16 protein-coding genes and 1 pseudogene are annotated in these 14,782 nt (G+C 68.7%); 11 read left to right on the top strand and 6 right to left on the bottom strand.

The window, feature by feature from the left end:
- Positions 1-165 precede the first annotated feature (165 nt).
- Positions 166-291 (top strand): hypothetical protein, encoded by a 126-nt coding sequence (locus AB0D49_RS32885; protein WP_362764744.1) that lies wholly within the window; start codon positions 166-168, stop codon positions 289-291.
- Here AB0D49_RS32885 and AB0D49_RS32880 read toward each other — a convergent pair.
- Complete coding sequence (locus tag AB0D49_RS32880) at positions 282-1,208, bottom strand: hypothetical protein (protein ID WP_362764741.1); 927 nt, start codon at positions 1,206-1,208, stop codon at positions 282-284. The two genes, AB0D49_RS32885 and AB0D49_RS32880, sit on opposite strands and share 10 nt — an antisense overlap.
- A 421-nt stretch (positions 1,209-1,629) precedes the next feature.
- On the opposite strand from AB0D49_RS32880, the gene AB0D49_RS32875 reads away from it, so the two are divergent.
- Positions 1,630-1,758, top strand: a complete 129-nt coding sequence (locus AB0D49_RS32875; protein ID WP_362764738.1) for a hypothetical protein — start codon at positions 1,630-1,632, stop codon at positions 1,756-1,758.
- 489 nt (positions 1,759-2,247) lie between these two features.
- A complete protein-coding gene (locus AB0D49_RS32870) occupies positions 2,248-2,595 on the top strand; it encodes an MvdC/MvdD family ATP grasp protein (protein WP_362764736.1) in 348 nt (115 codons plus the stop codon).
- A gap of 155 nt (positions 2,596-2,750) precedes the next feature.
- Here the strand turns inward: AB0D49_RS32870 and AB0D49_RS32865 are convergent, their stop codons facing one another.
- Positions 2,751-3,275: a hypothetical protein gene (locus AB0D49_RS32865; RefSeq protein WP_362764733.1), complete on the bottom strand. Its 525-nt coding sequence runs from the start codon at positions 3,273-3,275 to the stop codon at positions 2,751-2,753.
- A 163-nt stretch (positions 3,276-3,438) separates the two neighbouring features.
- A complete protein-coding gene (locus tag AB0D49_RS32860) occupies positions 3,439-4,194 on the bottom strand; it encodes a sporulation protein (protein WP_362764730.1) in 756 nt (251 codons plus the stop codon).
- Positions 4,195-5,037: 843 nt separating this feature from the next.
- On the opposite strand from AB0D49_RS32860, the gene AB0D49_RS32855 reads away from it, so the two are divergent.
- The gene (locus AB0D49_RS32855; protein ID WP_362764727.1) at positions 5,038-5,550 is read left to right on the top strand and encodes a hypothetical protein; all 513 of its coding nucleotides are present in this window, start codon (positions 5,038-5,040) and stop codon (positions 5,548-5,550) included.
- A gap of 51 nt (positions 5,551-5,601) precedes the next feature.
- Here AB0D49_RS32855 and AB0D49_RS32850 read toward each other — a convergent pair.
- A pseudogene (locus tag AB0D49_RS32850) lies at positions 5,602-5,850 on the bottom strand (hypothetical protein); the annotation flags it as partial.
- 119 nt (positions 5,851-5,969) lie between these two features.
- On the opposite strand from AB0D49_RS32850, the gene AB0D49_RS32845 reads away from it, so the two are divergent.
- Positions 5,970-7,004: a hypothetical protein gene (locus AB0D49_RS32845; RefSeq protein WP_362764725.1), complete on the top strand. Its 1,035-nt coding sequence runs from the start codon at positions 5,970-5,972 to the stop codon at positions 7,002-7,004.
- A 69-nt stretch (positions 7,005-7,073) separates the two neighbouring features.
- Here AB0D49_RS32845 and AB0D49_RS32840 read toward each other — a convergent pair whose 3' ends face one another.
- Positions 7,074-7,472, bottom strand: a complete 399-nt coding sequence (locus AB0D49_RS32840; protein ID WP_362764722.1) for a hypothetical protein — start codon at positions 7,470-7,472, stop codon at positions 7,074-7,076.
- Positions 7,473-7,994: 522 nt separating this feature from the next.
- Between AB0D49_RS32840 and AB0D49_RS32835 the strand changes: the two genes are divergently transcribed.
- From AB0D49_RS32835 to AB0D49_RS32810, 6 genes are all read left to right on the top strand, one after another.
- A complete protein-coding gene (locus tag AB0D49_RS32835) occupies positions 7,995-8,315 on the top strand; it encodes a hypothetical protein (protein ID WP_362764720.1) in 321 nt (106 codons plus the stop codon).
- Between the two features lie 362 nt (positions 8,316-8,677).
- A complete protein-coding gene (locus AB0D49_RS32830; RefSeq protein ID WP_362764717.1) occupies positions 8,678-9,244 on the top strand; it encodes a hypothetical protein in 567 nt (188 codons plus the stop codon).
- 212 nt (positions 9,245-9,456) lie between these two features.
- On the top strand, positions 9,457-9,966 hold the full coding sequence (locus AB0D49_RS32825) for a site-specific integrase (RefSeq protein WP_362765064.1): 510 nt from the start codon (positions 9,457-9,459) through the stop codon (positions 9,964-9,966).
- Positions 9,963-10,292 (top strand): helix-turn-helix transcriptional regulator, encoded by a 330-nt coding sequence (locus AB0D49_RS32820; RefSeq protein WP_362764714.1) that lies wholly within the window; start codon positions 9,963-9,965, stop codon positions 10,290-10,292. Before AB0D49_RS32825 ends, AB0D49_RS32820 begins: the two co-directional genes overlap by 4 nt.
- Entirely contained in the window at positions 10,289-11,908 is a 1,620-nt protein-coding gene (locus AB0D49_RS32815; protein WP_362764711.1) for a hypothetical protein, read from the top strand. Before AB0D49_RS32820 ends, AB0D49_RS32815 begins: the two co-directional genes overlap by 4 nt.
- 261 nt (positions 11,909-12,169) lie before the next feature.
- The gene (locus AB0D49_RS32810; protein ID WP_362764708.1) at positions 12,170-12,691 is read left to right on the top strand and encodes a cyclic-phosphate processing receiver domain-containing protein; all 522 of its coding nucleotides are present in this window, start codon (positions 12,170-12,172) and stop codon (positions 12,689-12,691) included.
- 513 nt (positions 12,692-13,204) lie between these two features.
- On the opposite strand, the gene AB0D49_RS32805 is transcribed toward AB0D49_RS32810, so the two are convergent.
- The gene (locus AB0D49_RS32805) at positions 13,205-14,203 is read right to left on the bottom strand and encodes a pentapeptide repeat-containing protein (protein WP_362764705.1); all 999 of its coding nucleotides are present in this window, start codon (positions 14,201-14,203) and stop codon (positions 13,205-13,207) included.
- Between the last annotated feature and the right edge of the window lie 579 nt (positions 14,204-14,782).

Genomic DNA, 14,782 nt, shown 5'->3' with positions numbered 1-14,782 from the left:
GACCACGAGTCCTGGGGGTGCGTGAAACTGGACCCGGAGGACATCAAGAAGACGCTCCGTCTCCTCGACAGGAAGAACTTCGGCTGGCCGACCCACCTGCGAGTAGTGCCATAGCGCGCGAGAGCGGAGCGAGAGCACGCCCGTTCCGCTCCCGGCGGACGCGTGGTGACCGACTCTGCTACGGCAGACCTCGCGGAGAAATGGCTGGACATCGCGTTCGACGAGGACGAGATCGCGCTGTTGGCCCAGGGCGGGAGAAGCTCGACTCCCGGCTCAGGCGGCTACCCGTAAGACACGGCGTGTTCGCGGTGTTGCAGGATGTAGAGGTCCCCGGTGTCGGGGTCGCCGACGAAGACGAACAGCTTCGGACGCTCGGGGGTCCCGAATACTTGCCAGGTGTCCATGGGGCAGTTGTCGACGGACACAGCCACCTCCTGTGACCACGGTCCGGCACCCGGATCGTACTTCCAGGTCCCGATGCCGGTGCACTGGTGGATCACGGGTTCGAAGGAGTCGTCCAGGTCGAACGTCTCGACGCGGATCGCTGTTGCCTTGCCGTCGGCCGTGAGAGTGAGCATGCCGCCTTTTCCGTCGGACCACGTCCCGGCCACCCGTTCCGTGCTCAGCCGCGGAGGCTCGTATCCGATCCCGGCGTACAGGCCGATGCTGGCGAGCGTGCCGGCGGTGACAACAGTGAACGTCCCATACAGTGCCACCCGTCCGAACATCGCGCCGCCGGAGAGCCGCGGACGGTTCGGTAGCAGCAACCTGCGGGCGACCAGCGCCGTTACGGCGAGCGCCACCGTCACCACGAGCCACCCTCCCAGGCACACCAGGAGACCGGTCTCCATGAACACCGCCGCAATCAGGGCCGGCAAGGCGGTCCCGGAGGCCGCCAGCGCCGGCGCCCACCACCACACTTCGCGCCCCGAGAACCGGCGGCCAAGCCATCCGGCCACGACCAGGAGCGGCATCACCACACCGACGGACAGCAGAGCTGCGAGGACAGCTCCGGCCGCCGCAACGAACGGCGTCATCACGACGAGGACGAGGATTCCCATCGTGTTGTAGGCAAGACCTGGACTCTCCTGGGTCTGCCCCCACACGACGAGCGCGATCGCCCCGATCACAACCTCGACGCACAGCACGGACATCGAAGCCACCAGCACCGCTCCGAACCTGTCCACCACGCGCACCTGCGGCTGCACCAGCTCCTGAGTTTCTGAGCGCATTCACCATCCCCTCCCCTCCCGCATCCTCCCCCACACCGACAGGCCTCCCTGTCCGGGGTCCCCCGACGCACGCCGGGACGCCCCGTTCCCGAACGCGGCGAAGACGGACATCGTCCGCAGCGACGCCCGTGACCGGACCCGGCGGGACCGCCGGGTCCGTACCGCACGGGTACGGGCATGCCCGGCCGCGCCCCAAGGGCCTCCGCCCGGCGACGCCCGTGCCGAAGCCGCCTGCCGCACGTTCGTCGGCCATGACGAGGTGCCGCCCGGCAGGACGAGGATCTGCCGGGCCTCTCGGCCCGTAGTTCGGACACCCTCCTCAAGGCGCTTCACACCATGTGGTGGACATGCCCGGGAAGGGCGCTGTGGGCGGTTCGCGGTGTGCCATGATCGCGCGGTGAGGAAGCTCGTTCTGTTGTCGGCCGTGGCTCTGGCCACCGCCTTCTTCCTGTCCAGCGCCTCACCCACCACCGAACTCCTCGACAGGTTCCTCACCGAGCGGGACGTGGCTGCTCCCGGGCAGTAGGGAGCCGTCGCCGGAGGACGGAGTACGGCCCGTCCGTGGCCGTTGGCCTGCTTCTCACTCTCCCGCCTGTGGGAGTCCCGCCGGTATGTCTCCCTGCTCCTGTGGAGCGGGGAGAACGAGTACTCCCTGTCCGCGGATGAAGAGGGGGGAGAGGCCATGCCGATCACGGTTGAGGGCCGCCGTCCTGCAGGTGTCGCGCTCGACGTGCCGGAGTCGCGGCTTCCGCTGAGTCCCGACGGCGCCCAGGCCATGCCGGAGCTGCCCACAGGGGAGGGGCCGTCACCGTCGCGTTGCGATTCCTCGTACCGGTGCCGGCTACCGGTGGCATCCTGCCGGGCGATATCGCCTACGACGAGGACACGCAGACCGGCACGTACGAGGGTCTGCCGCCGGGCGTCTACATGACCAAGAATCCGCCGAAGACCTACGGTCCGACACAGCCGAAGGGCGAGATGGACGCGCCGGACGATCCCGGGCCAGCGACGACTGATGCCCGAGACCGGACAGATCCTCGTTCTCGCGGGTCGCTTCGACCCGACGTGCGACCTGGTGACCAGCGAGCTGAACCGCCGTGGTGTGCCCGTCTTCCGGGCAGACATGGCCGACTTCCCGCTCAGGCTCACCCTCGCCGCATCCCTCGACGGGGACCGCTGGAACGGCACGCTGGCCAGCGACCGCCGCACCCTCGACCTCGCCTCGGTCCGCTCCGTCTACTACCGGCGCCCCACCCGGACGAGACTTCCCGACGGCATGTCCGCCGATGGCGCGATCGGTCCGTCCGCAGGTATCCCCTCTTCCCCGACCCCGTCGTCGCCGAGTCGCTGCTCGACCGGCTGATCAACACCAGTCACCAGGTCATCATGAACGGCCCCGGCTACCGGCCCAACAAGCGCCCGCGGGGGTCTGCCACGAAGGATGAGAAGGTCCTGACCAAGTAGTTCACGTTGGCCGTCGCGGGTCCCGGCGACGGGGCCCGCGGGCGCGTGGCGAGCTCACGCCTTGAACACCGAGCCGTTCTCCACCACATAGTGCGGACGCCCTACGCCCGGGCTGAGGAACCGCCAGTCTTCCCACTCCGGGCGCCCTGCCGGGAACACTTCCAGGGACATGCCGGACGAGAGCGTCAGCTGAAGGTCGAACTCGTCGCCGATGCGCACGTGGTCGACGACGGGAGCATCTGCCGCGACGACCTGCATGACGGTTGTCACGCGGTCGTCGAACCGACTCGTCCCGATCTCGCCCCCGGCCTCGAATCCGGCTCCGGCCCGCGCGCCCGGGACATGGAGATCGCCCTCCTGGACCATCGTGGAGACACCGTTGAGCAGCCGCCAGCGGCACTGCAGGTGCAGCGACAACTCCGGGCGGACTGCGTGCTCGCCACGGTGGTCCGCCCATGGCACGTCGTCACCGAACGCGAGCCAGACAAGCGTCGCGGCCCGGCCGATGGCCGTGAACGGCCGTCCCTCCAGCTCGCGCAACGCGGCGCGAGTGGCCTCAACACCGGCCACACCGGTCACAGTGGTCTCATCCCTCCTCGGCGCGATCGGGGTCGATCTGGCCGCTACCGCCCTGGCGGGACGGCTCCAGGTCCAGGACACCTTGCCCCCGGAGACCCGCAAGGCCGCGTTGCGGCCCCGCGTCAAGCTCTTCATCGTCCACAACCCGGGTGATCCAGAACATCTAGTCGATCCCGTGGCAGTGGCGTACGTGTGCGTCCAGCGTCTCCGTCCAGACATTCTGATCCAGCTCGGCGTGGCGGAAGGTCACCGCCGGACTGCCGCCCGGGTGGGCGTCGAGGGAGTCCTCGCGGGCGATGAACACCGTCTCCAGTTCCTGGCGGCCCATGTTCCAGGACTCCGGGTAGAAGAAGTCGATCTCCTGCCAGTACGGGGCCGTCTGCCGGTCCTCCATGCGCGGCGCGCTCCGCAGAAGACCGATCTTCACCTCGGCCTCGTGCAGCCGGAAGCCCAGATCCTCGTACGCCTGGAGGACCGCGTCCTGGGCCGGCAGGGCGTGCACGGAGATCTCGTCGAAGTCGCCCTTGTCGAAGGCCCGGTCGACGGCCAGCTCGGTGCGCACCGCCGCCCGGCCGCCCCGGATGCGCGCACCCCGCCCGTGCGTGAGCGGCATCTCCCACGGCACCTGGAGATCGACACGGTGGGTGACGGTCTCCCCGGCGGCCACCCGGAAGCCGTCGATGTCCGCCGCGACCACCGTGTACGGGTTGTACCAGCCGGCCGAACCGTCGGCCTCGCGGTCCTCGGCCCGCACCACCAACTCCAGCCGCAGCCGCTCGATGTCGACGTCGGCTCCGCCGCCCGCGACGGTTACCGTGCAGTGCAGGGTCCCGCCCGGCCGGACCGCCGGATTCTCCACCACCGTCTCGACCCGGGGCGCGTTCACACCGAGCGCGCTCAGAAACTTACGGAACACCATGGTCCCTCCCCATCCCCGACCGGCTCCCCGCCGGTCGAAAAGACCACCACCTGGCCCGGCCACGAAATCCTCCGCGACATCCGCGAACCGCGGATGATCACCACCAACGCCCGCAGAGCCGCCCCACACCCCCGGCTCCCTGACCGAGGTCCAGCGCCGCATCACCGGCCTGCGCGAGAACAACCACGGACCGCTGTGGAAGATCCTGTGAACACTACCCGATGGAACACGCACCCTCCACGCGCACTGCCCCCGCGGGAACACGGCGTGGTCCGCGTCGGGAACGCTTGTCCACTGCAACCACCGCAGGACCGCCCCGCTCGCGGAGGTGTGCACCTTTGTGCCAGATTCCGCGCACTCCGATGTCAGCGAGGGTCTCCCCGAGCCACTCGGCAGGGTCCGCTCCGGCGCGCGGGACGGCGGCGCCGAACCGGATCAGCTTTCCTCGCAGTACCGGTGACCGTGCTCCTGCCTGCGAATTTTCTGGGCGGCCCGGTCAGAAGCGCGCGAGTTCGCAGAATCTGGCAACGGTCTGACGGGGAACCCGTCCACCAACCTGGGGTTTCGGACGTAGAACGAGTGGGTTCGGCCCAGCTGATCGATGAGCCCGGGGTAGGCGCCGGTGCTCGGGTTAGCGGCCGCCGCGCCACATGCTGACCGGAGTCAGTCGCATCCAGTACGCTCTCCCTCGAGGGCGAGCCGAACGCCCATTCCGCAGCCCACGCGCCCACGCCGCGCAGGCACCGACGGGAGAAGGTCCTGCGGGATCCGGGAATCGCAGACTGACGATCCGTTCTTCACCGGCGGGTTGCGTGGGGGCCCTGGACCGGTCAGGAGACGATCGTGACTAGGCGCAACACCGAGCAGCAGCGCGCGAGGGAACTCCAGAAGGCCGAAGGCATCGGCTACCACGACGCCCTCAGCCGGATCCGTGAGCTGGACCAGGCCCCCAAGCCCTCCACAATCACCCTTGAATCCCAACCTGCCACCGACCGCGGCGCCATGACGCAGGTTGACTGCCATGAAGACGTCGAGGAACACACGCTCCCCAGAGACACGCCGATCTACCAAACCCTTCGGTACGCGGATGAGTTGCTGGGTGCGGGTGACGAGGTCTGGAACGAATACAGCCTGACCAGCCGGTTCTCGGGGCCGGGGCTGGCGCGGAGCAAGGACCCTCGTAGGGCAGTGCTTGGTGCTGTAGCTCAGTCTCTGGTCTACCCCGACCGGCATGTGTTCGTCACCGATGGCGCCGTGACCGTTCGCTACTCCAACGGGCACAGCCAACGATTCACCCCTGTTACAGACGGCGGATTCGAGGAACACACGCTTCCCGCGGACGCGGCCGTTGAGTAAGCGCCCTTGGGCTAGTTTTCAAGATCCCCGACAGCCTCACGCGCTGAGGCATCACCTGGGCAGCTTCGCCGTCTTCTCGGGATGAGCGGCGGTGACGTAGCGCATGGCGGTCTGCTCGGTGATGCCAAACAGGCGCATCAGCCGGAGCGGGTCGGCGCTCTCGGCCGCTTCGTTGAGGATGCGGTCCTGGCGCAGGCCGCTCAGCGTCAACCCGCGGGGAAGGGCTCCGCTCAGGGTGCCGATGCTGACGGCCGGGTGGTCGGGGTCAACTGCGGTCTTCTGGCTGACCAGGAGGTGGGGACCGTCTCCGCCCTGCTGGGCGCGTCCCTGGCAACGGTGCGCTCCGAGGAACGGCACGCCACCCGTTTCGTGGAGAGCGTCATCTGCCCCCCTTCACCGACCGAAGGAAACACCACCCCATGCCCCGCGTCGAAGAACTCCTGTCCAGAGCCCTCCTGGTACGCGAGCGCACCGTCCCCCGCGACGTCGTCCCCGCCAGGAGCCCGTCAGCGGCGGCCAGGAGACCTTCCGCCACCGCCCCGGCGGGAAGAAGCGCCTGCACCGGAGCGGCCGAGGACCTGCGTGTCCTGTGTGAGGTCCTCGTGACCCACACCCCGGCCGACGCGGTCGCCGACTTCGTCACCGAACAGGTACCCGGGCCCCGCAGCGCACTGGTCCTGGCCTGTGTACTCCAGCTGAACAGCCCCGGCGCCGACGCCGAAGGAGCACGCTTCTGGTGGCAGTACGCCGCCGGGGCGGGCCAGGCCGCCGCTGCCTACTGCCTCTACCTGCACCACCTGGCCCAGGGCGAGAGGGCCACCGCAGACTGGTGGCACCGCCAGACCGACGACGCCCGGCGCGATCCCCCGCCCGGACCCGGACCACAACCATCCGACCGGGACCGCAACCCGGGCCGGCGGTGCCCGGGGCACCCGGCCGACCTCCGCTTCGGCAACGCGCCCATCGCGACCTTCCTCAGAATCCTGAGCCGCCTCTCCCGCAACACAGTCCGGCGCCGCTCACCCGCGGTCGCCAGGCTCATGGCCTACATCCCCCAGGTGGTCACCGCGGGATACCTCCGCGGGCCCGAGACCGAACTCCCCCTGCCCGGTGCCGGATTCGACCGCCGGATCAAGGAGCTGCTCACCGCGGGAGCACCCCGCCGGGACAGCCCCGGCGCACGTCCCGCACATGCCACCGCTGCCGCAGACCCCGGCCCGGAAACCCCGAGCACCCGGCCCACAGCCGACGGTACGGCACAGGCATCACCCCCGCGGACCGGGAACACGGCAACGGGCCAGACCAGCGGCGGGCCGGGCCGGCAACGCCCACCAGACCTGCACCCGGCCGCCTCCCTGCGCGAAGAGCAGCACCGCATGGCCACCGCGGACACCGCCCCGTGCGCCGGCAGATACCGGCACCACCCCGGCCCCGGCGGTCAAGGCGCAGCATGACAACCCGCCGCCCCCCTGGCCACCGGCGATGAACTGACGGCCGCCGCGGTGATCGCGAGACAGCGGCGTTCACCGCGGCGTGGGCTTGTCCTCCTGTGCGCGTTCCTGGTGGGCGCGGGCGATCAGCAGCGCGGACCGGGCGGCGGTCGGAAGCGTTCCAGAACTGTGGAGAGTGTCCTGCTCCGGGCGGATCACGTCGGCGCGCACGGCGTCGCCGCCGGCCCGTTCCAGGAGGGTGGCCTGAGTGGTCAGGAAAGCGGCGACGGCGATGTCGAGCGGATCCGAGGTCCCGGCAGCCAACTCCGCGGCGGCGGCCCTCATCTCGGCGGCCTCGCGCCGGACACGGGCGGCGATGCCCTCGGCACTGAAAACTTCGGCGTCGTCGGCCGGTCGCTCGATGCCGTGCCAGTCGACGCGCGGGGGCAGGCCCGTACCCGACCACGTCTGTGTCTCGCTCCGGTGCGTCATAGTCATCACCGTAGCGAGCCCGCCCGGTCGACGGGGCGGTCTCCTTGTCGTCTGCCACCAGCAGTCCCTCACGGTCCCAGGACAGTGCCCAGATCCCGGACGCGGTGGCCACCGCCCGGACACGGTCCCCTCTCCCGGTCTCGCTCCAGGCGGGGTGATCAGTCGTCAGTCCAGCGGACATGCACAGCTCCAGGTCGAGGGCGCGCCCCCGTACCGTCTCGCACCGTCAGGCGCGGCGGACGTGTCTGGACGAGGCGCGGGACCGATCGGCGGCTGCCCTGGGCTCGGCTCCATCACGGGGGTGCTCATCGCGACCTGCGCGATTCGACGCCTCCGAGAGGCATCATCTGGCCGCCGGCGTGATCCCGGCGGCCACTCGACCCTGCACGGCCCGCCACCTTCCTACCGCCTCCTGCCCGGCAGCGCCTCTCACACAGATCCGCAAGGGCAGGCGCGCAGGCAGAGGGAAAGCGGACTCGGATGGAGCTTCAACGGAACCAGCGAAGGCGATATGATAGCCGCATGAGTAATCACCCGATTTGCAAAGAATTCGAAATCAGCGATATTCGTCTCCTGATCTCCCGCGCCATCAAAATCTACGATACCCACGGTGACGAGCACCAAATTCTGAGCCAGCTTCAAATCGACACCATCAAGCGGCTGCGATCACTCCCCGAAGTCCCGACAGACGATGAAATCGGCGGTATCAGCGAGCGGGACGTACTCTCAATTCTGACCACCGCGGTGGAACTCATCGACAGGGAAGGGGCCGAAGATCCGGAGGAGGAGGACGCGGCGTCCCGCGTGCGCGAGTTCCTCGACGTCGACGACATCGGCGACTGACACCTGAGTGGTTGTGATCAGGGCGAAGTGCACCCGGGCCAGTACCCGTACACGCCGTCCGCCACCACCAGGGCCGGCGTGCGTCACGCGCCGAACCGGTGACTCCCGGGCATCATGCGGTCTCCAGACCCGAGCGGACACGCAGCCCTTCCCAACCACCCCGCCGTGCCTCCTCGATGAAGCGGGAAGCGCGCCCTATGCTGAGCCCAGCAGCTGAAACTGCGGGGTTCACCAGCGCCCTTGCCGAGATGCCCCGGCCCCGGCCCGGAAGCACGGCAGAAGCCCAGCGGGCCTGGCGCTCCATCCTTGCCCGGTCACCGACTCCTGGGCCGCAGTCCGCCGGAGCTGCGCCCGGAGGCGCCATGGCCACTGACTTCCGCCAGCTCAAGTGCTGCGCCCATGCTCTGGGGCTCACCTACCAGCAACTCCTCGCCCAGTACCACGCGGAGCACGGGCGCGACGCCCCCCGAGCCGGGGCCCTCGTCTGGGCCCGGCTGCGTGCGCTCGACGCCGGTCTCGCCGACTCCCAGGTGCATGCCCGTGCCTGGACCCCGCTCTTCCTGCGGCTGGACGCGCAGGTGCTGACGCGGCTCGTCGCACGGGCCGATACCGACCAGACACAGCGACGCCGCATCGCGCCCAGCCACTACATCGACGCCGCCCTGCGCACCGGTCCCCAGCACCCGGAGGAACATCTGACGTGCGCAAAGGACTTCCGCCGCCGGACACGTACCGGCAAGATCACCGTCCACCTCAGCCCGGACGCACACACCATCCTCTCCAGGCTGCGGTCCGCACAGGACGGGAGCCCGCCTCTCGTTCACGCCGCAGCCTCTGCACTCACCGACCGCCTGCTCGACAGTCTTCCCTCGCAACTGGCCGCCCCGCCGCTGCGCCGTGCCCGGTCCGGTCCCGGGAGCAACCGGTGACCGGGATACGGCTCCCGCACGCATGTCCGCCGATGGCGCGAGCGGTCCGTCCGCAGGTATCCCCTCTTCCCCAACCCCGTCGTCGCCGAGTCGCTGCCCGACCGGCTGATCAACACCAGCCACCAGGTCATCATGAACGGCCCCAGCTACCGGCCCAACAAGCGCCCGCGGGGAACTGCCACGAAGGATGACGGCGGCCATGCGGCCTCGACCTGGACGACATCAAGTGGGATCTGGGGCGCTTCGGCAAGCTCCATGTCCGCCACGGCAAGGGCGCCCGAGGTTCGGGGCCGCGCGAGCGGATGGTGCCGCTGATCAACGGTGCCGACCGGACGCTGCGGTGGTTCATCGAGGACGTGTGGGGCCAGTTCGACGACGATCACGCCCGGCCCGGCGCCCCGCTGTTCCCGAGCGAGCGGAAGAACGCCGACGGTTCCGCCCGCCGGGTCGGCGACGACGCCCTGCGAAACGGTCTCGACAACGCCGTCGAGGCTCATCTGTCTGGCTGGACGGACAAGTTGACGCCGCACGTTCTGCGGCATTTCTGCGCGTCCCAACTCTATGGAAACGGACTGGACTTGCTTGCCATCCAGGAGGTTTTGGGACATGCCTGGATCGCCACCACGATGCGGTATATCCACGTGCAGCAGACCCGGGTCGAGGACGCCTGGGTCGCAGGGATGGAACGGGCCGCGAAGCGGCTGGAAGGACTGGCCCAATGAGGTGGAACCTGCAACTGACCGCCGCGAACAGGGGTATCTGGAAGGCGTCCGAGCTCCAGCGGAGCCTGGCCGAGCACGGCCTGGTGATCTCGGCCGGGAAGATGTCCGGGCTGTGGTCCGGCCAGCCGGTCTCCCTCAAGCTGGACGATCTGGACGTCATCTGCGTGGTGCTGGGCTGCGAGATCGGCGACCTGCTGATCCCGGAACCGCAGAAGGTCACCCGCCCCGGCGAGAAGAACATCTCCCAGACCGCTGTCGGCGCCGCCGCAACGGTCCCAGCGGTGGTGCCCAAGCGTCGCGACGGCCGGTCGCTGCCGCCTGCATGAGCCGGTATCCGAAGGGCCACCGCAAGCCCGCCGACTCCTGCGACGGCTGCCTGGCCTGGGGCGACTTCAGCGGACGACTCTGCCCGACCTGCTACATGTTCGGCCGCAGCCATGCGACGGCCGTCTGCGCCGGCTGCCGACGCACCCAGCCGCTGAAGTCGGACTACTGCCGCCTGTGCTGGTGCCAGGCCCGGCTGGGCGCCGAGGCCACTGTCGACCGGCTGGCCGCGGAGGCCGATGTGAGGGCCCGCCTCAACGCGGTCCGGCACCATCAGCTGTTCTTCATGGGCATGCACCATCGCAACGGATCGGCACCCGCCCCTCGGCGACGTGGCGGACGGCGGGGCGCCCCTCGCAAGCAGCCGCCCGCGCCGGCCTGGCGGCCCAATGCCGACTGGAAACAGCTGCCGCTGTTCGGACAGGTCTCGCGCGACTACGGCCGTCTCGATCCCTCCGGGGTTGACTTGACCAGTCCCTGGCTGACCTGGGCGAAGTACCTCGCTCATCGGTTTGCCGAGGCACGGGGCTGGGGGCGCAACATCCGCTTCGCCGTGAACCGCGGCCTGGCCCTTGTTCTCACCGGGTACGTCGAGGGCGACATCATCCGGCACAGCGAGATCTTCACCCCGCTCCGGTCCCGCGACCTTCCGGTCGGCCACGTCGTCACGGTACTGGAGGAGATGGGGATCTTCGAGGACGACAGAGAACCCTCCTTCGAGGGCTGGCTCGCCGAGCGTCTGGAGGGTTTCGCACCCGGCATCCGCTCGGGGGCCGAGCGCTGGACCCGCGTCCTGCGTGACGGTGGCCCCCGCAGCCTCCCGCGGCGGGAAGGCACGGTCTGGCTCTACCTCAACCGTGTCCGGCCTGCCCTGCTGGAATGGTCGGACCGCTATGACCACCTGCGGGAAGTGACCCGCGACGACGTCCTGACCCACATCAAGACACTGCACGGCCACCAGCGACGTGACCAACTCGTGGCCCTGCGCTCGCTGTTCACCTGGGCCAAGCGGAATGGGCTGCTATTCCGCAACCCGACCAGCCGGATCAAAGTCGGACAGTACGAGTACGCCGTGCTGCAACCGCTCGTCCCCGCCCAGGTCGACCGGTCCGTCGCGGCTGCCACCACTCCGGCAACGAGGCTCGTCCTCGCCCTCGCGGCAATCCACGCCGCCCGGGTCGCCCAGATCGGCACGCTCATGCTCGACGACGTCGACCTCGGCAACCGCCGGCTGACCATCGCGGGACGCGTCCGCCCGCTCGACGACCTCCCCCTGAAACTGCTGCTGGACTGGCTGGAACACCGGCGAAGCCGGTGGCCGAACACCGCGAACCTCCACCTGCTGATCAACAACCAGACCGCCACCAAAACCAGCCGTGCCAGCAACCACTGGATCAGCGGCTCGATGCGCGGGCAGGACGCGACGCTGGAGCGGCTCCGCGTCGACCGGCAACTCGAAGGGGCCCTGACCCACGGGCCCGATCCGCTCCACCTCGCCGAGGTGTTCGGGTTCGACGAGAAGACAGCGATGCGTTACGCGGACTCCGCACGAGCCCTGCTGGAGCAGGCCGCCGAACAGCCACTTCGACGAAATCCGCTCGACCGAGAAGCACCATGATGAGAAAAAGGCCTTCGATTTTCCCTCGGTGGCCTGCTGGCATCGTCCGGTATCGTCGCCTCATGTGTTTCTACGCCGAGACACCGTACAAGCTGCACTACGCGTGCCTGCCGTGCCGCGTGTCGTTCAAGAAGCACCCCGAGCTCGAAGGCGCACATGCCTGCCCTCGCTGCAGCGGACCGCTGCTTTGCGCAGGACATGACTTCGCAGCACCCCGACGGCACGACGTGAAGGGCTGGTCGGTCGTGGCCGCAGTGTTGAATGCGGGCCTGCGCTACGAAGGCCGGGAGCCCTGCGGCTGCGTCAGGGAGCCCAAATTCCGCCCCCGCACTCGTGCTCAGTTGCGGGCACGGCGCATCGTCGCTGCCCGCACGGAAGCTCCGCTCGCGGAGGTCATCGGACGACGAGACCCGCTTTCACCCCAGTAACCGCGATGATGGCCCGGTGAAAGTAGACCCGCCCGCACACACGCCCGTCATACTCGGCATTGATGACCTCCGGCCGCTGCCCAGGGCCACGCGGATTGCCCGCACCAGCAGTGAAGGCATCCAGCTCCTGCAAGAGCATCACGACACCTTCATCGACGAACTCTGGCTCGACCACGATCTCGGCGGTGACGACACGATCTTGCCTGTGGTGTCCCTCTTGGAAGAAGCAGCCTTCAATGACCGGCCGTTCCAAATCGGAACGGTCTTCGTTCACAGCGCGAACCCCATTGGCGCTGAGACTGTGGTCCGGTCGCTCTCCCACTGGCGCTACAACGTCCGACGGGCGACGGCTTGAGCAACCCGACGTCGAGCTAAGACCCCGGAGAAGCAGCATGCGACATGCGATATCCAGGCACGCCGAAGTCGATGACGAGTACGACGTCCCGGAGTACAGCAACAGAACCGCGGACCAAGCCGATGCAGAGGCCCACCACCTCGCAGCCCACCCCCACGTTCACACCGAACCCACGGACACACGCAGCTGATGCACACGGACCGACCCACGAGTTCCCACTGAACAGGCTTCAGTTTCCGTGAACCCACGGGGCTCTTGGGGGTTGAGGAACATCCATGCCAGATCGTGCGCTAAGCCCGGATCTCCGCTGGTGGGCACCTGACGGGTCGTCGGTGCCCGCCGGGGCGTGAAGTCTTCCCATAGATAATAGGGCGATATCTGCGGCACCGCTCACGCTGAGCTGCGAATACGCCGGGCGCGGCTTGCGCGAAGCGGCCCCGTTATCTGCGGCAAGGCCGTTGGCTCCGGTTCTCGGCCCGTTGTTCCCCGACCCCCAATTCCGCCTCCACAGGGCTACGGAGGCGGGGGCAGCCAATCAGAGGGAAGGGTCATCGCCGCAGAAGGTGAAGGACCGACAGCAGCAAGAAGCCCATGGGGAGCCGGGCCCGTCGCACGGCTGAAGTTCGCCGTGCCGCCGGAGAACGTCGCACTAACGAAGTTCGCCGTGCCGCTGGAGAACGTCGCACCGAGGAAGTTCGCCGTGCCGCTGGAGAACGTCGCACTAACGAAGTTCACCGTGCCGCCGGAGAACCTCGCAAGGCTGAAGTCCACCGTGCCGCCGGAGAACGCCGCCCCTCTGAAGTTCACCGTGCCGCCGGAGAACGCCGCCGTGCTGAAGTGCACTGTGCCGCCGGAGAACGTCACCCCTCTGAAGTGCACCGTGCTGCCGGAGAACGTCGCCGCGCTGAAGTCCACCGTGCTGCCGGAGAACGCCGCACCGCTGAAGTGCACCGTGCCGCTGGAGAACGTGGCGTCACTGAAGTCGAGGTCTCCGTCGATAGTGACGCCCGTGAGGTCAAGGTCGCAGCCCTGCCAGGAGCCGTGGGTTCCCCGGGGACGCCGGTAGTGGTCGCCGATGAGGCGGAGGATGGTGTGCCGGACCTTGCGAAAGGCCAGGTAACGGTGGCGCTCCTCCTGGTGGGCGGGGTCGTCACCGGGGTCGGGGGTGAAAGGGAGCTGAAGGTACGTGCACAGGACGTCGACGCAGGTCTGACGCAGGTCCTGTGTGGGGGCGTCGTCGGCAAGGCCGGCAAGGGCGTGGACTCCGCCCAGGCGCACGGCCGGGGACTCCGAGCCGAGCTGCTCGACGGCGGCGGTGAACCGCTCGGTGTGAAGCCGGGTGGCTTCCCGGTGGGCGCCCGCCTCATCGACGCGCTGACGGCGGTAGGCCACGACCAGGGCGACCAGTGCACCGGCTCCGGCGACCACTCCGAAGGAGAGTTTCACCAGGTCGAAGAGCGTCTTCGCATCCAGCTTCGCGGTGCTGTCGATCTCCCGGAAGTCCAACAGCACCACCAGACTGTAGAAGACACCGCCCGCGACCAGCACCGCAGCGACAAACGTGACGGTCAGAGCCCGACCCACCCGCCACAGCCGTAACTCCCGGCCATTCGGGGCTGATCCTGATCTTTGGAAGGTCTCCATGGGGATGGAGACAGGACCCGAAGGTCCACGGTTGCGCCCCCGGCATCCTGGTCCGGCCGTGGCGAGATTCTTCAGCCCCTCCAGATGCCTACCCTGTTCGCGAGTCCGCTCCCAGGCGGCTTCGGCCGCCGACCCTGCCCCGGCGCGAGCCCACCACGTGGGACGACGTAGGGCCCGGCCAGATGCCGGGCCCCACTGTCTGTTCCGTACCCGCAGCTCAGCGTGAGCGGTGCCGCAGATAACGGCGCACTACCTAGGACGGTCACCATCCGTACAGGCGCACGATCTGACGCCGATGTTCCTCAACCCCCAGGTTGCGGCGGCGCTGAAGGCCGCGGTCGATGACTACGCCTGACAGCGGCCACCGGGGGATTCCTCACGTACGGCCAGTTACGGATGTAACGGTGGGTGACTGCTGTCGGCTGGACGTCAGCTGTGGGCCCGTGG

It is taken from the genome of Streptomyces sp. NPDC048290, assembly GCF_040652095.1.
Taxonomy (GTDB): domain Bacteria; phylum Actinomycetota; class Actinomycetes; order Streptomycetales; family Streptomycetaceae; genus Streptomyces.
This window is presented reverse-complemented; position numbering and strand designations above follow the sequence as displayed.